The sequence below is a fragment of the Streptomyces sp. NPDC088785 genome (genome assembly GCF_044750685.1).
In the GTDB taxonomy this organism is placed as follows: Bacteria; Actinomycetota; Actinomycetes; order Streptomycetales; family Streptomycetaceae; genus Streptomyces.
Map to the genome: position 1 here is coordinate 99,210 of NZ_JBIVKH010000013.1, position 19,343 is coordinate 118,552.

The window sequence follows — 19,343 nt, forward strand, 5'->3', positions numbered from 1 at the left end:
TCACCGGTTACGCGCCCCGTGACGCGCGCCGTCCGCCGGTCCGGGCCCGCGGACGCATATGTCCACGGCGGACAACGGCCGGCCCCGACCGCACCCCGATGGAGCATGACCGTCCCCTTCCCTCGCCCCTAACCTGCGAGGAGAGCCCCCGTACATCCCGGCGAAACCGGACCAGAGCCCGGTGACACGCCTCTTCAGAACCTGGAGCCCCGCATGAGCGACATCCCGCAGGAGCGCCGCGTCGTCACCGCCATCCCCGGCCCGAAGTCGCAGGAGTTGCAGGAGCGCCGCCTGGCCGCGGTCGCGGCCGGCGTGGGCTCCACGCTGCCCGTGTTCACCGCCCGCGTGGACCGCGGCATCATCGAGGACGTCGACGGCAACCGTCTGATCGACTTCGGTTCCGGCATCGCCGTGACCTCGGTCGGCGCCTCCGCCGAGGCCGTGGTCCGCCGCGCCTCCGCCCAGTTGCAGGAGTTCACCCACACCTGCTTCATGGTCACGCCGTACGAGGGCTACGTCGAGGTCGCCGAGGCGCTCGCCGAGCTGACGCCGGGCGACCACGCCAAGAAGTCGGCGCTGTTCAACTCGGGCGCCGAGGCCGTCGAGAACGCCGTCAAGATCGCCCGCGCGTACACCAAGCGCCAGGCGGTCGTCGTCTTCGACCACGGCTACCACGGCCGGACGAACCTGACGATGGCGCTGACGTCGAAGAACATGCCGTACAAGCACGGCTTCGGCCCGTTCGCCCCCGAGGTCTACCGGGTGCCGGTGGCCTACGGCTACCGCTGGCCGACCGGTGCGCAGAACGCGGGCCCCGAGGCCGCCGCGCAGGCCATCGACCAGATCACCAAGCAGATCGGCGCGGACAACGTCGCCGCGATCATCATCGAGCCGGTGCTCGGCGAGGGCGGCTTCATCGAGCCGGCCAAGGGCTTCCTGCCGGAGATCGTGAAGTTCGCCGAGGCCAACGGCATCGTGTTCGTCGCGGACGAGATCCAGTCCGGCTTCTGCCGCACCGGCCAGTGGTTCGCGTGCGAGGACGAGGGCATCGTGCCCGACCTGATCACGACCGCCAAGGGCATCGCGGGCGGCCTGCCGCTGGCCGCCGTGACCGGGCGCGCCGAGATCATGGACGCCGCGCACGCGGGCGGCCTCGGCGGCACCTACGGCGGCAACCCGGTGGCCTGCGCGGGTGCGCTCGGCGCCATCGAGACCATGAAGGAGCTCGACCTCAACGCCAGGGCGAAGGAGATCGAGTCGACGATGAAGGCCCGCCTGACGGCGATGCAGGAGAAGTTCCCCGTCATCGGCGACGTGCGCGGCCGCGGCGCGATGATCGCCGTCGAGCTGGTCAAGGACCCGGCGACCAAGGAGCCGGACGCGGCGACCACCGCGGCGCTCGCCAAGGCCTGCCACGCCGAGGGCCTGCTCGTCCTCACCTGTGGCACCTACGGCAACGTGCTGCGTTTCCTGCCGCCGCTCGTCATCGGCCAGGACCTGCTCAACGAGGGCCTGGACATCATCGAGAACGCCCTCGCCGCGCTCTGAGCGGTAGTGCGGGGCCCGCGCGCGGGCTCTAGGGTCGGGCCGTGTGAAGAACGTGTGGGGGCCCCATGTCAGCTTGCCGAACCGGCTGTCGTGGCCCCCGTCCCCTGACGTACGGTTTCCGCAGATGAGAGAAACACCCCGTCCGCAGGGGACTGCGGACGACTCGGGGTCGGAGCCTCCCCAGCCCCGCCCTGGTCGTGCCCTCGCGCACACACCCGGAGCCTCGCGCTCCGGAACTCCTCACCGATCGGACGGTCGCCCGCCCCACACCCCCCGGGGCGCGCGGCACGCCGATCAGATCGGGCGCCCCGGAGCCACCCCCCCTGCTCCGGGGCGCCCGGCCATTTTCCCGGCCGCCCTCGCGGTCCTGCTCCTCGCGGTGCTCACCTGGCAGGTGGCCGTGGACGGCCCCCTCCTCGCCCCGGACGAGCGGCTCGGCGACGCGATCCGCACCAGCGGCATCCCGTCGGGCCCGGCCGAGTTCTTCGCGGACCTCGGCAATCTCCAGGTGGCCCTGCCGGTCCTGGCCTGCACCCTCGCGTACGTCACGTACCGCACCCGCCGCATGCTCCCGGCGGTGACCGCGCTCGCGACCATGGCGCTCGTGCCGGCCCTGGTCGTCCCCCTCCAGCACCTCCTGGCCCGCCCCGGCCCGCCCCCGATGTCCCCGGCGACGGGCTTCTTCCCGTCGGGTCACGCGGCGACGGCGGCGGTGGCGTACGGGCTGTGCGCTCTGCTGCTCGCCGGACGCGCCGCGGCCCACGGCTGCGTCGTGGTGAACGCGGCCGTGGGCCTCGGGCTGGTGCGGCAGGGCTATCACTGGCCGCTGGACGTGGTGGGGAGCTGGTGCCTGGGCGTGCTGCTCCTCACCGCGGCGGCCCGGGTGACCGGCGGTGCGGTCAGCCGAAGTACGCGTCGAAGTTCTTCTGGAACTCCCAGTTGTTGAAGCGGTCCCAGTTCACCGACCACGTCATCAGGCCGCGCAGCGCCGGCCAGGTGCCGTGGGTGGTGTACGCGCCGCAGCCGGTCTTCTTCGTGAGGCAGTCCAGGGCCTTGGTGACCTCGGCGGGGGCCACGTAGCCGTTGCCCGCGTTGGTCGAGGCGGGCATGCCGATGGCGACCTGGTCGGGGCGCAGCGGCGGGAAGACGTTGTTGGCGTCGCCCGCGACCGGGAAGCCGGTCAGGAGCATGTCGGTCATGGCGATGTGGAAGTCGGCGCCGCCCATGGAGTGGTACTGGTTGTCGAGGCCCATGATCGGGCCCGAGTTGTAGTCCTGGACGTGCAGCAGGCTCAGGGCGTCGCGCATGGCGTAGATGACCGGGAGGTAGGCGCCGCAGCGCGGGTCCTGGCCGCCCCACTTGCCGCTGCCGTAGAACTGGTAGCCGTTCTGGACGAAGAAGGTCTCCGGGGCCATGGTCAGGACGAACGCGTCGCCGTACTTGGCCTTGAGGGTCTTCAGTGCCGAGATCAGGTTGACGATCACGGGGGTGGTCGGGTTCTTGAAGTCCGTGTCGCCCGTGTTCAGGGACAGCGAGTGGCCCTCGAAGTCGATGTCGAGGCCGTCGAGGCCGTAGGTGTCGATGATCTTGGAGACGGACGAGACGAAGGTGTCGCGGGCCGCGGTGGTGGTCAGCTGGACCTGGCCGTTCTGGCCGCCGATCGAGATGACCACCTTCTTGCCGGCCGCCTGCTTGGCCTTGATGGCGGCCTTGAAGTCGGCGTCCGACTCGACGTTCGGGCACTCGGTGACCGGGCAGCGGTTGAAGCGGATGTCGCCGGAGGTGGTCGAGGTCGGCTCGCCGAAGGCGAGGTCGATGACGTCCCAGCTGTCGGGGACGTCGGCGAGGCGGGTGTAGCCGGAGCCGTTGGCGAAGCTCGCGTGGAGGTAGCCGACGAGGGCGTGCGCGGGGAGGCCGCCGGAGCCGCCGCCGGGGTTGCCGGTGCCCTGGGCCGTGGTCGCCGTGACGGCGGTCGACTTCGAGGACTCTCCCGCGTCGTTGAGCGCGGAGACCTGGAGGCTGTACGCGGTGGCGGGCGTGAGGCCGGTCAGGGTGGTCGAGGTGCCGGTCACGGTCCGGGACTTGGCGCCGTTGACGTAGACCGCGTAGCTCGTCGCGCCGGAGACGGCGGGCCAGGACAGAGCGAGGGAGGTGGCGGTGACGGAGCCGGTGGTGAGGCCCGTCGGGGCGGCCGGGACGACGGGTGCCGCGCCGCCGGGGCCGATCAGGCTGAGGTCGTCGGCGGTGTAGGCGGGGGTGCCGTACCAGCCGTGGGTGAAGAGGGTGACCTTGGTGGTGGACGGGCCGGTGGTGAACGTCGTCGTCAGCTTCTGCCAGTCGGTGGCCGACTGGGTCCACGTCGAGACGTCCGTGGTGCCGGTGCCGGTCGCGCCGAGGTAGACGTACGAGCCGCGGACGTAGCCGGAGAGCGCGTACGTGGAGCCCGGCTTCACCGTCACCGTCTGCGTGCACTGGGCGTTGTCGGAGGCGGTCGGGGTCCCCTGGAGAGCCGAGGTGCCGCTGTGCGTCGGCGAGCCGACCACCTTGCCGGTGCCGGCCGAGCACGTCCAGCCGTCGAGGCCGGACTCGAAGCCGCCGTTGCGGGCCAGTTCGGTGTCGGCGGCGTGCGCGGGCACGGACAGGGCGGTGAGACCGGCGGCGGCCAGGGCCGCCGCCGTCACGGCGGTCAGGAATCTGCGGGGTGGTCCGGTACGGGCCATGACTGCCTCCGGGCGTGGCGGGGGAAGGGGCACGGTGGAGCGAAGTGCGCCCAACTTGGTCCAGACCAATTGAGTTGTCAAGGGTTCCGTGCGCCCCGAGATCGACTTGTGCCCGGCTACTCCCCCGATTCCCGGGCCAGTTGGGCCGCGGCCTCGTGCATGGCGAGTTCGAGGAGCGCCGGATCGGTCAGCGTGCCCCGGCCGTCCGGGGGCACCAGCCAGCGCACGCCGCCGGTGGTCCGGCCCGGGTAGGGGACCACGATCCAGGTGCCGTGGCCCGCGCCGCGCACCCCCGTGCCGAGCCAGCGCGCGACGGTGCCCGCGGGCACGAAGAAGCCCATCCGGGCGTCCCCGAAGTCCGCCAGGACGGGGCCGGGGCGGTCGATGACCCGGGTGAGGACGTCGAGCGTGGGGTATCCGAGCTCCCCCGGCAGGATCAGCACGTCCCACTCCCGGCCCGCGGGCAGCAGCGCCACCCCGAGCGGATTGCGCTCCCACTCCCAGCGGCACGCCTCGGGATCCGGCGCCACCGACACCAGCCACTCGACCGCCGACTTAGCCGCGCCTGAGCCAGTCATGGCGGGACCTCCCTCTCGCTTCGACTTCAATGGGTCACGAGCGAGAGGGAGGTGGGGGCCCGAGCATTACGCGACTTCGGGCTACTTGTTGGTAGTGAGCCGGGTCACAGGGGGTGACCTGGGCGTACGCCGGCCCGGCCGGGGCCAGGCGCCGGGCCTCAGCTGTCGAAGCCGAGACCCAGCGTGTCCATGGTCCGCAGCCACAGGTTGCGCCGCCCGCCGTTGTCGTCGGCGCAGGCCAGCGCCCACTTGGTGAGCGCGATCCCGGTGTAGGCGAACGGCTCGGGCGGGAACGGCAGCGGCTTGGAGCGGACCATCTCCAGCTCCGTGCGCTCGGTGCGCTCCCCCGACAGCAGGTCGAGCATCACGTCCGCGCCGAAGCGCGTCGCGCCGACGCCGAGCCCGGTGTACCCGGCCGCGTACGCCACCCTGCCCGCGTGCGCGGTGCCGAAGAACGCCGAGAAGCGCGAGCAGGTGTCGATCGCGCCGCCCCACGCGTGGGTGAAGCGCAGGCCCTCCAGCTGCGGGAAGCAGGTGAAGAAGTGGCCGGCGAGCTTCGCGTACGTCTCCGGGCGGTGGTCGTGCTCCGCGCGGACCCGGCCGCCGTAGGGGTAGATCGCGTCGTAGCCGCCCCACAGGATCCGGTTGTCGGCCGACAGCCGGAAGTAGTGGAACTGGTTGGCGCTGTCGCCGAGGCCCTGGCGGTTCTTCCAGCCGATCTCCGCCAGCTGGCCGGCCGTCAGCGGCTCGGTCATCAGCGCGTAGTCGTAGACCGGGACCGTGTACGGGCGGACCCGCTTGACCAGCGACGGGAAGACGTTCGTGCCGAGCGCGGCCTGCCGGGCGAAGACCCGGCCGTAGGGGGTGCGGACGGCGACGCCCGCGCCGTTCGAGGCGAGCCCCGTCGCGGGGGTGTGCTCGTAGACGCGCACGCCGAGGTCGAGGCACGCCTGCTTGAGGCCCCAGGCGAGCTTGGCCGGGTGGAGCATGGCGACGCCGTCGCGGTCGAAAAGCGCGCCCCGGAACGTCGGCGAGTTCACCTGCTCGCGGGTCTGCCCGGCGTCGAGGAGCTCCAGGCCGTCGGTGAGGCCGGCCCCGGCCAGTTCCTCGTAGAACTCGCGCAGTTCGGTGACCTGGTGCGGCTGGGTCGCCACGTCCAGCTCGCCGGTGCGCTCGAAGTCGCAGTCCATGGAGTAGCGGGCGACCGCCGCCTCGATGGCGTCGAGGTTGGCGGCGCCCAGCTCCTCCAGCTTCTTGATCTCCTTGGGCCAGCGGGCCAGGCCGTTGGCCGTGCCGTGCGTGAGGGAGGCGGCGCAGAATCCGCCGTTGCGGCCGGAGGCGGCCCAGCCGATCTCCCGGCCCTCGACGAGGACGACGTCGCGGCCGGGGTCGCGCTCCTTGGCGATCAGGGCCGTCCACAGTCCGCTGTAGCCGCCGCCCACGACCAGCAGGTCGCACGTCTCGTCGCCGGTGAGGGCGGGGCGGGCCCCGGGGCGGCCCGGGTCGTCGAGCCAGTAGGCGACCGGCTTGGCGTCGGCCAGTGCCGCGGTCCAGCGATTCATGGCACGTGCGGCCATGATTCCAACTCCCTCAGAAATCCGAGAGTCCTGTGGTTCAGGAGCTCTTGTTCTTGCGCTTGCCGGCCATCATTCCGACGAGCACGCACAGTACGGCGACCAGGAACATGGCCGTACCGATGACATTGATCTGAACGGGCGTACCGCGTTGCGCCGATCCCCACACGAACATGGGGAAGGTCACGGTCGAGCCCGCGTTGAAATTCGTGATGATGAAGTCGTCGAAGGAGAGCGCGAAGGCGAGCAGGGCGCCCGCCGCGATCCCGGGGGCGGCGATGGGCAGCGTCACCCGCAGGAAGGTCTGCACCGGACCGGCGTACAGGTCCTGCGCGGCCTGCTCCAGGCGCGGGTCCATCGACATCACGCGCGCCTTGACGGCCGTCACCACGAAGCTCAGGCAGAACATGATGTGGGCGATGAGGATCGTCCAGAAGCCCAGCTGAGCGCCCATGTTGAGGAAGAGCGTGAGCAGCGAGGCGGCCATCACGACCTCCGGCATCGCCATCGGCAGGAAGATCAGCGAGTTCACGGCGCCGCGGGCCCGGAAGCGGTAGCGCACCAGCGCGAAGGCGATCATCGTGCCGAGCGCGGTCGCGCCGAGCGTCGCCCAGAAGGCGATCTGGAGGCTCAGCGAGAGCGAGCCGCACATGTCGGCGACCCCGCACGGATTCTTCCAGGCGTCGAGCGAGAAGTCCTGCCACTCGTAATTGAAGCGGCCCTTCGGCCTGTTGAAGGAGAAGACCGTGACGACGACGTTCGGCAGGAGGAGATAGGCGAGCGTGAGCAGGCCCGCGATGACCACCACATTGCGGCGTATCCAGCGTACGAAGGGCATCAGACCAGGTCCTCCGTTCCGGAACGGCGAATGTAGAAGGTGACCATGAAGAGAATGGCCGCCATGAGGATGAAGGAGAGCGCCGCCGCCGTCGGATAGTCGAGGATGCGCAGGAACTGGGTCTGGATGACGTTGCCGACCATGCGGGTGTCGGTGGAGCCGAGCAGGTCCGCGTTGACGTAGTCGCCGGTCGCCGGGATGAAGGTGAGCAGCGTGCCGGAGACGACGCCCGGCATGGACAGCGGGAAGGTCACCTTGCGGAAGGTGGTCACCGGCGACGCGTACAGGTCGCCCGCCGCCTCGTGCAGCCGTCCGTCGATCCGCTCCAGCGAGGTGTAGAGCGGCAGCACCATGAACGGCAGGAAGTTGTACGTGAGTCCGCAGACCACGGCGAGCGGGGTGGCGAGGACCCGGTCGCCGTCGGTCATCCCGAGCCAGGTGGTGACGTCGAGCAGGTGCAGCGAGTTGAGGGTGCTCACCACGACGCCGTTGTCCGCGAGGATCGTCTTCCAGGCCAGCGTGCGGATCAGGAAGCTGGTGAAGAACGGGGCGATCACCAGGACCATGATGACGTTGCGCCAGCGGCCCGCGCGGAACGCGATGAGGTAGGCCAGCGGGTAGCCGAGCAGCAGGCACAGGATCGTGGCGAGACCCGCGTACAGCACGGAGCGCAGGAACTGCGGCCAGTACTCGGACAGCGCGTCCCAGTAGGTGGCGAAGTGCCAGGTGACGGTGTAGCCGTCCTCCAGCGACCCCTGCTGCACGGAGGTGGAGGCCTGGTAGATCATCGGCAGCGCGAAGAAGACGATCAGCCAGAGCATGCCGGGCAGCAGCAGCCAGTACGGGACGAGGCGGCCGCGCCTGCGGGGCTTGCGGGGGGCCGGCTCCGCCGCCTCGGGCGGTGCCTCGGTGAGTGTCGTGCTCATGCGCTCGCGTCCTCCGAGACCTTCTCCACGCCCGCCCCGGCGTCCTGGGCGGCGTCGAGGCCGAAGGTGTGCGCCGGGTTCCAGTGCAGGACGACGTCGGCGCCGGGCACGAGCCGGGCGTCCCGCTCGATGTTCTGGGCGTAGACCTCGAAGGCGTCGCAGAGCGGGCTGTCGACGACGTACTGCGTGGAGACGCCGATGAAGGAGGAGTCGGCGATCCGGCCGGTGATCCGGTTGCGGCCGTCGGGGATCTCCGCGGCGTCGTCGGCGTGGGTGAGGGAGATCTTCTCGGGGCGCACCCCGAGCAGGACCTTGTCGCCGACGGCGGTGGAGGCGGTGGAACATCGCGCGCCGGGCAGCACGAGCTTGCCGTCGCCGGCCCGCAGCGTGAGGTCGTCGCCGGCCCGGCCCGCGATCTCGGCCTCGATGAAGTTCGAGGTGCCGAGGAAGTTGGCGACGAACGTGGAGCCCGGGTTCTCGTACAGGTCGGTGGGGGCGCCGAGCTGTTCGACGCGTCCCGCGTTCATCACGGCGACGGTGTCGGCCATGGTCATGGCCTCCTCCTGGTCGTGCGTGACGTGGATGAAGGTGATGCCGACCTCGGTCTGGATGCGCTTGAGCTCCAGCTGCATCTGGCGGCGCAGTTTGAGGTCGAGGGCGCCGAGCGGCTCGTCGAGCAGCAGCACCTTGGGGTGGTTGATGAGGGCGCGGGCGACGGCGACGCGCTGCTGCTGGCCGCCGGAGAGCTGGTGCGGCTTCTTGCGCTTGTGCTCGCCGAGCTGGACCAGGTCGAGCATGTCCTCGACCTGCTTCTTCACCGACTTGATGCCGCGGCGGCGCAGGCCGAAGGCGACGTTCTCGAAGATGTCGAGGTGCGGGAAGAGCGCGTACGACTGGAAGACCGTGTTCACGGGCCGCTTGTAGGGCGGCAGGTTCGTGACGTCCTGGTCGCCGAGGAGCACGGTGCCGGTGGTCGGCTCCTCCAGGCCCGCGATCATGCGCAGGGTGGTGGTCTTGCCGCAGCCGGAGGCGCCGAGGAGGGCGAAGAAGGAGCCCTGCGGGACGGTGAGGTCGAGCGGCTGGACGGCCGTGAAGCCGTTGTCGTAGGTCTTGCTGATGCCGGTGAGGCGTACGTCGCCGCCGTGGTCGCTGTGGGGTTGCGTCGTCATGGTGAGTCCAAGGGAGTCCGGAGGAAGGGGTGGGCAGCGGGCACCGGTTCAGCCGCCGGTGAGCTGGGCGAACTTCTGCTCGTACGACGTCTCTTCCTTGGCGCTCAGCGAGCGGAAGCCGTGCGCCTTGGCCGACATCGCCTTGTCGGGGACGATCAGCGGGTCGTCGGCCGCGTCCTTGTCGAGCTTGGCCAGCTCCGGCTTGACGACGGTGCTCTCCAGCGGGGTGACGTAGTTGATCGCGTCGGCGAGTTCGGCGCCGACGGCGGGCTCGTAGAAGTAGTCCATGAGCCGCTCGGCGTTCGTCTTGTGACGCGCCTTGTTGGGGATCAGCATGTTGTCGGTCGACGTGATGTAGCCGGCGTCCGGTATCGCGAACCGCACGTCGGGGTTGTCGGCCTGGAGCTGGACGACGTCGCCGGCCCAGGCGAGACAGGCGGCGAGGTCGCCCTGGTTGAGGTCGGCGATGTAGTCGTTGCCGGTGAAGCGGCGCACCTGCTTGTTGTCGACGGCCTTCTGGATGCGGGCGACGGCGGCGTCGAAGTCGTCGGTCCTGAAGTCGCGGGGGTCCTTGCCGAGGTCCAGGAGCGTCATGCCGATGGTGTCGCGCATCTCGGACAGCAGGCCGACCTTGCCCTTGAGGGCGGAGTCGTCCAGGAGCTGGGAGACGGAGGTGATCTCCTTGCCGCCGGTCGCCTTCACGTTGTACGCGATGACCGTGGCGATGCCCTGCCAGGGGTAGGAGTAGGCGCGTCCCGGGTCCCAGTCGGGGTCGCGGAACTGGGTGGCCAGGTTGGAGAAGGCGTGCGGCAGGTGCGACGCGTCGAGCTTCTGCACCCAGCCGTAGCGGATGAGGCGGGCGGCGAGCCAGTCGGTGAGGACGATGATGTCGCGCCCGGTGTCCTGGCCCGCCGCGAGCTGCGGCTTGATCTTGCCGAAGAACTCGACGTTGTCGTTGATGTCCTCGGTGTACTTGACGGTGATCCCGGTGCGGCGGGCGAACGCGTCCAGGCTCGGGTGGTGCTTCTTGTCCTTGCTGAGGTCGATGTACTCCGTCCAGTTGGAGAAGTTGACCTTCTTCTCCTTGGCCGAGTGGTCCTCGGACGAGACGCCGCCCGAGGACTTGCTCGCGGCGGGGATGCCGCAGGCGCTGAGCGCACCGAGCCCGCCGACGGCGAGCGCGCCGCCCGCCGAGGCGCGCAGGAGGGAGCGGCGGGCCAGGGGCGCCGCCGCCCTGCCGGTGCGCAGGCTGCGCCTGATGGCGGCCAGTTGGGCCGGGGACGGGCGGTCGGGCTCGTACTGCTCCATGCGCGTGGTTGCCCTTTCGGGAGTCCCTTGCGGGAAGGTGGAGTGCGGCCGCGGGTCAGGCGGCCCGGTGGCTATCGGTCCCCGAAGACGGTGCGGTGCCAGTCCTTGCGGACGACCGCGGTGTTGTCGAACATGACGTGCTTGATCTGCGTGTACTCCTCGAAGGAGTAGGCGGACATGTCCTTGCCGAAGCCGGATGCCTTGTAGCCGCCGTGGGGCATCTCGCTGAGGATCGGGATGTGGTCGTTGACCCAGACGCAGCCGGCCTTGATCTCCCGGGTGGCGCGGTTGGCGCGGAAGACGTTGGTCGACCAGGCGGAGGCGGCGAGTCCGTAGGGGGTGTCGTTGGCCAGCGCCAGTCCCTCGTCGTCGCTGTCGAAGGGCAGCACGACCAGGACCGGGCCGAAGATCTCCGACTGGACGATCTCGCTGTCCTGCGGGGCGTCGGCGACGAGGGTCGGCCGGTAGTAGGCGCCGGGGTGGTCGGGGGCCTCGCCGCCGGTGACCACGCGCGCGTAGCCGCGCGCCCGGTCGACGAATCCGGCGACGCGGTCGCGCTGGGCGTGCGAGATGAGCGGTCCGAGGTCGGTGCCGTCGGCGAAGGGGTCGCCGAGCCGGACGGTCTCCATGAGGGCGGCGGTCTTCTCGACGAACGCGTCGTAGAGCGGGCGTTGCACGTACGCGCGCGTGGCCGCGGTGCAGTCCTGGCCGGTGTTGATGAGCGCGCCGGCGACGGCGCCGTGCACAGCGGCGTCGAGGTCGGCGTCGTCGAACACGAGGAACGGGGCCTTGCCGCCCAGCTCCAGGTGGAGGCGCTTGACGGTCGCGGTGGCGATCTCGGCGACGCGCTTGCCGACGCCGGTCGAGCCGGTGAAGGAGGTCATGGCGACGTCGGGGTGGCCGACGAGGTGTTCCCCGGCGTCCCGGCCCGCGCCGCTGACCACGTTGACGACGCCCTCGGGCAGCCCGGCGGCGACGGCGGCCTCGGCGAACAGCAGGGAGGTGAGGGGGGTCGTCTCGGCGGGCTTCAGGACGATGGTGTTGCCCGCGGCGATGGCCGGCAGGACCTTCCAGGCGGCCATCTGGAGCGGGTAGTTCCAGGGCGCGATGGAGCCGACGACACCGATCGGCTCACGCCGTACGTACGAGGTGTGGTCGCCGCTGTACTCCCCCGCGGACTGGCCCTGGAGGTGCCGGGCGGCACCCGCGAAGAAGGCGGTGTTGTCGACGGTGCCCGGCACGTCGAACTCGCGGCTGAGCTTGATCGGCTTGCCGCACTGCAACGACTCGTACCGGGCGAACTCCTCGGCCCACTCGCCGAGCACGGCCGCGAACCGGTGCATGGCGTCGGAGCGCTCGCCCGGGGTCAGGCCCGACCAGCCGGGGAAGGCGGCCCGGGCCGCGGCGACGGCGGCGTCCACGTCGTCCGGGCCCGCCAGTTCGTACGTGAGGACCTCGGCGCCGGTGGCCGGGTCGACGATCGCCTGGGTGTGGCCGGAAGTGCCCTTGGTGAGGCGGCCCGCGATGTGGTTCGCACCGGCGGCGAACCGTTCTTGCACGGCGGCGGTGACGGACGCGGCCGAGAGGGGGGTGTCCGAGGTGGGGTGGTGCATGAGTGCTCGCTCTCGCTCTCCTCCGCCAGGCGTCCCGTCCCACGGGCCCCGGCGTGGCTCCAGCTCGATTTGAGTGCCGATCCTGACAGAGCCCTCCTACTCCAACAAGTGATTCCGTTGTTGCCTTTTGGTTACGCGACGGAATCTGTCGACCAGGTGTCGAGTCCACCTGGAAAACCCAGGACGGAGTGTCAGTGGTGCGTGCCAAACTCCCGTGCATGGCGATCGAGAGCAGGGAATCCCTGGTGGCGGCCGTGCGGGCGGGGGCCCGGGTGAAGTTCCTGCACTTCTGGGGGCACGCGCCGCGGGCGGACGGCACGCTGGGGGCGAGCTGTCTGAGCCAGTGGTGGCCGTCGCCGTTCACGGTGGACGGGGTGCGGTACGCGACGGCCGAGCACTGGATGATGACGGCCAAGGCCCGGCTGTTCGGTGACGTCGAGGCGGAGCGGAAGGCGCTCGGAGCCGGTCATCCGTCGCAGGCCAAGACGGCGGGGCGGCTGGTGCGCGGCTTCGACGACGCCGTGTGGGAGCGGGAGCGGCTCGGCATCGTCACCGAGGGCAGCGTGCACAAGTTCGCCTCGGACCCGGCGCTGCGGGCGTTCCTGCTGGCCACGGGCGAGCGGGTGCTGGTCGAGGCCAGCCCCGTGGACCGGGTGTGGGGCATCGGCCTGACGGCCGACGACCCGGCGGCCCAGGACCCGGAGCGGTGGCGGGGGCCCAATCTGCTGGGCTTCGCGCTGATGGCGGCGCGGGCGCGGTTGCGCTGAGACGGGCGGTGCGGGCGGCTGGTGCCGTGGCGCCCGCTTCCGTGGCCGGGTGCCGTGGGCCGACCGGGCCGGGGCTCGAAGGCGGCCTAGGAGCTGGCGACGACCAGCACGACGAAGCCGACGGCCAGCGCCGCCCCGGCCGCGCCGCAGATGATGCCGGTGAGCGCCTGCCCCGGGTTGGTGGCCTCGCCGCGCCGGACCCTGGCGCGGCCCATGGCGCCGAAGATGATGCCGAGGACGCCGCAGATCAGGGCGATGGGCCACATCAGGAACAGCACGGCCGCGACGATGCCGAGGACCATCCCGGCGATCCCCAGCCCGTTGCTGGGCTGCGCGGGCAGCGCTCCCGGCCAGTACCCGTACTGCTGGGGATGCTGCGGGGCCTGCGGACCGGGATACCCGTACTGCGGTCCGGGATACCCGTACTGCGGTCCCGGGTAGCCGTACTGCGGACCGGGCTGGGCGCCGTAGGGCGGCAGGCCGGGGCCGTCGGGCGCGAGGGGCGGCGGCGGCACCGGGCCCTGCTCGCGCGGCGCGGCCGGCGGTGCGTACGGGCCCGGGGCGGGCGGGGCCGCGTACGGGCCCGGGGCGGGCTGCGGCGGCGGGGGCGTCTGCGGTCCGGGGACCAGCGGCACCGACGTCACGGTCTGCCGGTCGTGCAGGTCCGGCGGCGTGTCCCCGGCCTTCGCGAGGGACACGTCCTGCGGCGGGGCCCAGGGGTCGCGGTCCTGCGGTGTGCTGCCGCCGGCCATGGCGGGCCCCCTCCGTCGTCTGCTGGCTTCCGCCCGACATGCTAGGGCCTGTTCGGCGGATCAGGTCGCAGTCGGGTGGCCCGCGCGCTTCTGTGCTGGTGAGCGGGGTCCGGTGCGTCGAGATGCAAGGCGGAGGAGGGCGTCAACGCGGAGCGTTGGCAACCGACGACAACGCCGCAGGTCGGCGTGCCGGACCCCGCGCCCGCGACAAGATCCGCCGGGCAGGCCCCAGGCCGTGGCCCGCTCGCCGCACCTGGCAGGTCCCGGTCCGCCTCGGTCCCGCGGCTCGTGCGGAGGTCCGGCCGGAGCGTGCGGGGCGGCCGCATACGATGCCCGGGACCCCGATCAGCCGATCACCCGAGTTCCTGGGGAGGAATCCGTGAGCTCCGAGAGCAAGACCCTTCAGACCTTCGTCGCCGGACTGCCGAAGGCCGAACTCCACGTCCACCACGTGGGTTCGGCCTCTCCCAGGATCGTGTCGGAGCTGGCCGCCCGGCACCCCGACGCGGGGGTCCCGGCGGACCTCGACAAGCTCACGGAGTTCTTCACCTTCAAGGACTTCGCCCACTTCATCCAGGTCTACCTGTCCGTCGTGGACGTGATCCGCACCCCGGAGGACGTCCGGCTGCTCACCTTCGAGGTGGCCCGCGACATGGCCCGGCAGAACGTGCGGTACGCGGAACTGACCATCACCCCCTTCTCGTCGACCCGGCGCGGCATCGACGCCCGCGCGTTCATGGACGCGATCGAGGACGCCCGCAAGGCGGCCGAGGCGGAGTTCGGCACGGTCCTGCGCTGGTGCTTCGACATCCCCGGCGAGGCGGGCCTCGAGTCGGCCGAGGAGACGGTGCGGCTGGCCACGGACGACCGGCTGCGCCCCGAGGGCCTGGTCTCGTTCGGCCTCGGCGGACCCGAGATCGGCGTCCCGCGCCCGCAGTTCAAGCCGTACTTCGACCGGGCGATCGCGGCCGGTCTGCACTCGGTCCCGCACGCCGGCGAGACGACCGGCCCGGAGACCGTCTGGGACGCCCTGACCGCACTGCGCGCCGAGCGCATCGGGCACGGCACCTCCGCCGCCCGGGACCCGAAGCTGCTCGCGCACCTCGCCGAGCACGGCATCCCGCTGGAGGTCTGCCCGACCTCGAACATCGCCACGCGCGCCGTGCGCACCCTCGACGAGCACCCGCTGCGGCAGTTCGTCGACGCGGGCGTGAGCGTCACCATCAACTCCGACGACCCGCCGATGTTCGCCACCGACCTCAACACCGAGTACGAGGTCGCCGCCCGCCTCCTCGACCTCGACGAGCGGGGCGTCGCCGAGCTCGCCAAGAACGCGGTGCACGCCTCGTTCCTCGACGCGGCGGGCAAGGCCCGGATCGCCGGTGAGATCGACGCGTACACGCGCGACTGGCTCGCGAACGCGTAGCGCCGCCTCCCGGGACGCCAGAATGGGCCCATGCGCACCGTGACTGCCGTGGCCCACCGAGGCGACCCCTACCGCGTCCGCGAGAACACCCTGCCGTCCCTGCGCTCCGCGCTGGACCGCGGCGCGGACGCGGTGGAGGTCGACGTACGCCCGACGCGCGACGGCGTGCCCGTCCTGCTGCACGACGCCACGCTGAAGCGGCTCTGGGGCCACGACCGCCCGCTGTCCGCGCTCTCCGCCACGGAGGTGCGCGAGGTGACGGCGGGCGGCGTGCCCACCCTGGCCGAGGCGCTGGCCGCGACGGCCGGCACCGGCGCCCGGCTGATGGTCGACCTGCCCGGCGCGACCGAGAGGGCGGTCCGCACGGTCGTCGGCACCATCCGCGACGCCGGTGCCGAGGACCGCGTCTACTACTGCGCGGGCGCGCGGACGATGCTCACGGTGCGGGCCGCCGACCCGGCCGCCGAGATCGCCCTGACCTGGACGATCCTGGCCCCGCCGCGCCCGGCCCTGCTCGCCGCGGTCCGCCCGCGCTGGCTCAACTACCGCTTCTCCCTGATCGACCGGGACCTCGCGGCCCGCATCCACCGCGACGGCCTGCTCGTCTCGGTCTGGACCCCCGACACCCGGTCCTCGATGCGCCGGCTCCTCGGTCTCGGCGTCGACTCGATCACCACGAACCGCATCGACGTCCTGGCCGGGCTGCGCGGCGCCGCCGCCTGACCCGGCCGACCCGGCCGACGCTGCGTCAGCCCCGCGCCGACCCGGTGGGCGACTGCCCGGCCTTGTCGACCACCCCCTGGGCGAGCACGGCGTCGCTGGACATGAGGGTGCCCGCCCTGCCGTAGCGGGTGTCCCGGAACAGGTAGCTGCGCGAGCCGAGGAAGGCCAGGTCCTCCTTGTCGAAGACCCACTCGGTACGGGTGCCGAAGGTCGTGTCGTCGCGGGAGATGCCGACGCCCTTGCGGCCGATGGCGTCCCGGGCGCCGGGCGCCTCCGCGACGCCGGGGATCCGCGCCGCCGCCCGGTAGAGCGCGGCGGCCGTCCTCGGCGGCATCACCGTGCCGACCAGGGAACCGATCTGGTCGAAGACGGCCTGGTCCCGCTCCTCGCCGCGGAACTTCGGCGTCTTGGCGTACAGGTAGGCGAGCAGCTTGTCGGGGTCGGTGGGCAGGGAGGCCAGCCAGGTGTAGGTGGGGCGGCTGAGACCGGCGGGGGTGCCGTGGGTGTCGCCCAGCTCGGCGTTGACGGGAAGCGTCCGGCCGTCGGTCCTGGTGATCCCGAGCCGGTGCAGCGGGCCCGGCTGCTGCGCGGTCCACGACTCGGTCTCCTCCAGGGGGCCGACGACCGCCTTGCCGCTGGTCAGGTCGGCGCCCGTGGTCCGGGACCGGACGTAGACGAACTGGTCGTCCCGCACCTCCAGCGCGTCGCCCCTGCCCGCGGCGAGGGAGATCCGGTCCAGCAGCGCCGTCGCGGCCGGGGTGCGGGCGGTGCCGTGCTGCCGGGTCGCCGTGGTGGCGGGCGCGTCGTCGCCGCCCGCGACGACGACACCCGCGACGAGCACGGCGCCGAGGGCGAGCGCCGACAGCGGCACCAGGAGGGCGGGGCGCGGCAGGCGCCGGGCGGGGCGGGGGCGGGCGGTGTGCCGGTCCTGGTCGGTGCGCCGGTCCTGGTCGATGCGCTGCATCAGTCGTTCCTCGTGCCGGAGGTACTGCTCGCGGGAGAGGTCCTGGCGGGCCGGGGCCGGCAGCAGTCGCGCGATCTCCGCGACGTCGCTGTCACGCTCCCCCGGTGCGGCGGCGCCGCGCTCGTGGTCCACGTTCCGGTCGTTCATGCCGTTTCCTCCCTCACGGGCAGGGCCGCGAGTGCGGCTTCATCCGTCATCTCTCCGCGGGCGGGGCCGGGTTCCGGTCCTTTCCGCGCCCTCTCCCGGCGCTGCTCCTCGTCGGCGAACCGGGCGAGCTTCGCCCGGGCCCGCGACAGCCGCGAGCGCACGGTGCCGACGGGGATCCCGAGGGCCTCGGCGGTCTGCCGGTAGTCGAGGCCCGACCACACGCACAGGGTGAGCACCTCGCGCTCGGGGCGGCGCAGCCGGTCGAGGGAGTCGCGCACGGCGTCGAGTCGGCGCGCGTCGTCGATGCGGGCGGCGGTCTCGGGGGCGAAGTCCGCGACCACCCCGGTCTCCCGCTGCCGGGCGAGGAAGGCGCTGCGGCGGCGCCGTCCGCGCCGGGCGTTCTCCGCCTTGTGGGTGGCGATCCCCAGCAGCCAGGGGCGCAGGGAGCCGCCCTCGGCGTGCAGCCGCTCCCGTGCCCGCCACGCGGTCAGGAACGTCTCCGACATGATGTCCTCGGCCGTCGACCAGTCCCCCGTCAGCCACAGGGCGTGCTGGTACACGGGCCGGGCGCACTGCTCGTACAGCTCCGCGAACGCACCGCGTTCCCCGGCCCGTACGCGTCCGCGCAGATCGTTCTCTGAGTCGCTCACACCGAACACCTCTCCGCCGCCCCGGCGGAGTTCCTGTGATCTGCGCCATGTCCGTGTCCGAGGGTCCGTGCCGGCCGGCCGCCCACCCCGCTGAGCTGCCCCTCGGTTCGGAGCCGACCCTGTCAGGCGGAACCCTGTGCGGCTAGCATGTTCCAGCTGTCACGACCCGTTGCGTCATCTGTTCTTCACCAGAACCTCATGCCCGCCGCCCGCACCCGATGAGCCGGACCATTGACGACCTCACCCTCTCGAATACCCCCGTCCGATCACCCCGGACCGCCGTGGCGGCGCCCGCGCTTCGTGCTGTGGACCGCGGCCGGGGTGGCGACCGCCGGGTTCCTCCTCGCGCTGGAGTTCGCGGCCCGCCGCTACGGCCAGCCGGGCCCGCTGACGGTCGAGGCGCAGGAGCTGGTCCTCGCCCCGCACTCGGGTCCGCTGCTGTACGCCGGGCTCGCGCTGGCGATGGTGGTGCTCACCTGGCGCGAGCGCGTGATCGCGGCAATCACCGCGGTCGCCGTCGACGTCGTGTTCCTGCTCGTGCGCCTGCTGGTCGGCGCCGATCTGAACTTCGGCAACGGCGCGCTGTGGGTGGTCCTCGGCCTCGCGGTCGTCGCCCTCACGCGCCGCACCGGTGCGGACCGCTCCCTGCTGCTCAAGGGCTGCGGTCTGGGCATGCTGCTGGTGTTCGGCCACAAGACGGGTGACACCTGGCTGCTCATCACCGCCAAGGAGCACCCGCAGGTCCTCGACCCGTACGTGGCCCTCGCCGACCACGCGCTCGGCAACCCGTCCTGGGTGGCGGGCCGGATCCTGGAGGCGATCGGGCCGGCCGGCAGCCACCTCCTCGACCTGGTCTACGGTCAGCTCCCCCTCGCGGCCGCCCTGGTGGGCCTCTACCAGCTGCGCAACGTGGCGGCGGAACGCCGCTTCCCGGCCCACCACCTGGTGCGTACGTTCCTGGTCATCGGCCTCGTCGGCCCCGCGATCTACATGATCTTCCCGGTCGTCGGCCCGGTCTACGCGTACGGCGCCGAGGGCGGGGCCTGGGCCGTCTCGCACGGGTGGCCCGACGTGCTCCCGGCGATCGGCACGCCGCACCCGGTCCTGTTCGACGGGATCACCCCGCGCAACTGCATGCCCAGCCTGCACACGGCCTGGGCCACCTCGCTGTTCATCCACACCCGCAAGGGCGCGCGCCCCATGCGGTACGCGGGCGCGTTCTGGCTGGTGGCGACGCTCAGCGCGACCCTCGGCTTCGGCTACCACTACGGGGTGGACCTGGTCGCGGGTGTGGTGTTCGCGCTGACGATCGAGGCGGCGATGCGTGCCTTCGCCCGCGGCTGGGACCTGTCGGCGGTCCGGCTGGTCTCGTACGGCACGGTGGTCTTCGCCGCGCTCCTGACGGCCTACCGGCTGCTGCCCCGCGAGCTGGCCGCCCACCCGTGGCTGTCCGGCCCGCTGCTGCTGCTGGCGATGGCCTCGGTGATCGTGTACTTCGTCCGCACCACCCGGTCCTGGGAGCCGGGACCGGCCCTGCCGCGCCAGCGCGAGCCCCGGGCGCCGGAGCCGCAGCCGGAACCGGCACCGGAACCGGCCTGAGGTGCCGTCCCGGCGATCTCAGCGAGTTGTCCGCCCGACCG

General features: G+C 72.0%; 17 protein-coding genes. 6 read left to right on the top strand and 11 right to left on the bottom strand.

The window, feature by feature from the left end; all coding sequences use genetic code 11:
* Nucleotides 1-213 precede the first annotated feature (213 nt).
* Together gabT and ACIP5K_RS28440 are read left to right on the top strand one after the other, a co-directional pair.
* On the top strand, nt 214-1,548 hold the full coding sequence (gabT, locus tag ACIP5K_RS28435; RefSeq protein ID WP_401414038.1) for a 4-aminobutyrate--2-oxoglutarate transaminase: 1,335 nt from the start codon (nt 214-216) through the stop codon (nt 1,546-1,548).
* Between the two features lie 379 nt (nt 1,549-1,927).
* Complete coding sequence (locus tag ACIP5K_RS28440) at nt 1,928-2,494, top strand: phosphatase PAP2 family protein (protein WP_401414040.1); 567 nt, start codon at nt 1,928-1,930, stop codon at nt 2,492-2,494.
* On the opposite strand, the gene ACIP5K_RS28445 is transcribed toward ACIP5K_RS28440, so the two are convergent.
* From ACIP5K_RS28445 to ACIP5K_RS28480, 8 genes are all read right to left on the bottom strand, one after another.
* Entirely contained in the window at nt 2,448-4,268 is a 1,821-nt protein-coding gene (locus tag ACIP5K_RS28445) for a chitinase (RefSeq protein ID WP_401414041.1), read from the bottom strand. The genes ACIP5K_RS28440 and ACIP5K_RS28445 overlap by 47 nt on opposite strands.
* 116 nt (nt 4,269-4,384) lie before the next feature.
* Nucleotides 4,385-4,846, bottom strand: coding sequence for a hypothetical protein (locus tag ACIP5K_RS28450; RefSeq protein ID WP_401414044.1), 462 nt, complete (start codon nt 4,844-4,846; stop codon nt 4,385-4,387).
* Nucleotides 4,847-5,004: 158 nt separating this feature from the next.
* The gene (locus ACIP5K_RS28455) at nt 5,005-6,423 is read right to left on the bottom strand and encodes an NAD(P)/FAD-dependent oxidoreductase (RefSeq protein ID WP_401414046.1); all 1,419 of its coding nucleotides are present in this window, start codon (nt 6,421-6,423) and stop codon (nt 5,005-5,007) included.
* Between the two features lie 37 nt (nt 6,424-6,460).
* Nucleotides 6,461-7,258, bottom strand: coding sequence for an ABC transporter permease (locus tag ACIP5K_RS28460; RefSeq protein WP_401414049.1), 798 nt, complete (start codon nt 7,256-7,258; stop codon nt 6,461-6,463).
* Nucleotides 7,258-8,184, bottom strand: coding sequence for an ABC transporter permease (locus tag ACIP5K_RS28465; RefSeq protein ID WP_401414051.1), 927 nt, complete (start codon nt 8,182-8,184; stop codon nt 7,258-7,260). Before ACIP5K_RS28465 ends, ACIP5K_RS28460 begins: the two co-directional genes overlap by 1 nt.
* Nucleotides 8,181-9,353, bottom strand: coding sequence for an ABC transporter ATP-binding protein (locus ACIP5K_RS28470; RefSeq protein WP_401414052.1), 1,173 nt, complete (start codon nt 9,351-9,353; stop codon nt 8,181-8,183). The genes ACIP5K_RS28465 and ACIP5K_RS28470 overlap by 4 nt, the downstream gene beginning before the upstream one ends.
* 48 nt (nt 9,354-9,401) lie before the next feature.
* A complete protein-coding gene (locus ACIP5K_RS28475) occupies nt 9,402-10,661 on the bottom strand; it encodes a spermidine/putrescine ABC transporter substrate-binding protein (protein WP_401414054.1) in 1,260 nt (419 codons plus the stop codon).
* Nucleotides 10,662-10,732: 71 nt separating this feature from the next.
* Nucleotides 10,733-12,274: a gamma-aminobutyraldehyde dehydrogenase gene (locus ACIP5K_RS28480; protein WP_401414056.1), complete on the bottom strand. Its 1,542-nt coding sequence runs from the start codon at nt 12,272-12,274 to the stop codon at nt 10,733-10,735.
* Nucleotides 12,275-12,492: 218 nt separating this feature from the next.
* On the opposite strand from ACIP5K_RS28480, the gene ACIP5K_RS28485 reads away from it, so the two are divergent.
* On the top strand, nt 12,493-13,041 hold the full coding sequence (locus tag ACIP5K_RS28485) for an NADAR family protein (RefSeq protein WP_401414058.1): 549 nt from the start codon (nt 12,493-12,495) through the stop codon (nt 13,039-13,041).
* Between the two features lie 86 nt (nt 13,042-13,127).
* On the opposite strand, the gene ACIP5K_RS28490 is transcribed toward ACIP5K_RS28485, so the two are convergent.
* Nucleotides 13,128-13,793, bottom strand: coding sequence for a DUF4190 domain-containing protein (locus tag ACIP5K_RS28490; RefSeq protein WP_401414059.1), 666 nt, complete (start codon nt 13,791-13,793; stop codon nt 13,128-13,130).
* Nucleotides 13,794-14,172: 379 nt separating this feature from the next.
* Here ACIP5K_RS28490 and ACIP5K_RS28495 point away from each other — a divergent pair, with 379 nt between their 5' ends.
* On the top strand, nt 14,173-15,219 hold the full coding sequence (locus ACIP5K_RS28495) for an adenosine deaminase (RefSeq protein WP_401414061.1): 1,047 nt from the start codon (nt 14,173-14,175) through the stop codon (nt 15,217-15,219).
* Between the two features lie 30 nt (nt 15,220-15,249).
* Entirely contained in the window at nt 15,250-15,942 is a 693-nt protein-coding gene (locus ACIP5K_RS28500; protein ID WP_401414063.1) for a glycerophosphodiester phosphodiesterase, read from the top strand.
* Between the two features lie 25 nt (nt 15,943-15,967).
* On the opposite strand, the gene ACIP5K_RS28505 is transcribed toward ACIP5K_RS28500, so the two are convergent.
* Nucleotides 15,968-17,053, bottom strand: a complete 1,086-nt coding sequence (locus ACIP5K_RS28505; RefSeq protein ID WP_401414064.1) for a CU044_5270 family protein — start codon at nt 17,051-17,053, stop codon at nt 15,968-15,970.
* Nucleotides 17,050-17,682: an RNA polymerase sigma factor gene (locus tag ACIP5K_RS28510; protein WP_401414208.1), complete on the bottom strand. Its 633-nt coding sequence runs from the start codon at nt 17,680-17,682 to the stop codon at nt 17,050-17,052. Before ACIP5K_RS28510 ends, ACIP5K_RS28505 begins: the two co-directional genes overlap by 4 nt.
* A gap of 321 nt (nt 17,683-18,003) precedes the next feature.
* Here ACIP5K_RS28510 and ACIP5K_RS28515 point away from each other — a divergent pair, with 321 nt between their 5' ends.
* Entirely contained in the window at nt 18,004-19,302 is a 1,299-nt protein-coding gene (locus ACIP5K_RS28515; RefSeq protein ID WP_401414066.1) for a phosphatase PAP2 family protein, read from the top strand.
* The last annotated feature ends 41 nt before the right edge of the window (nt 19,303-19,343 follow it).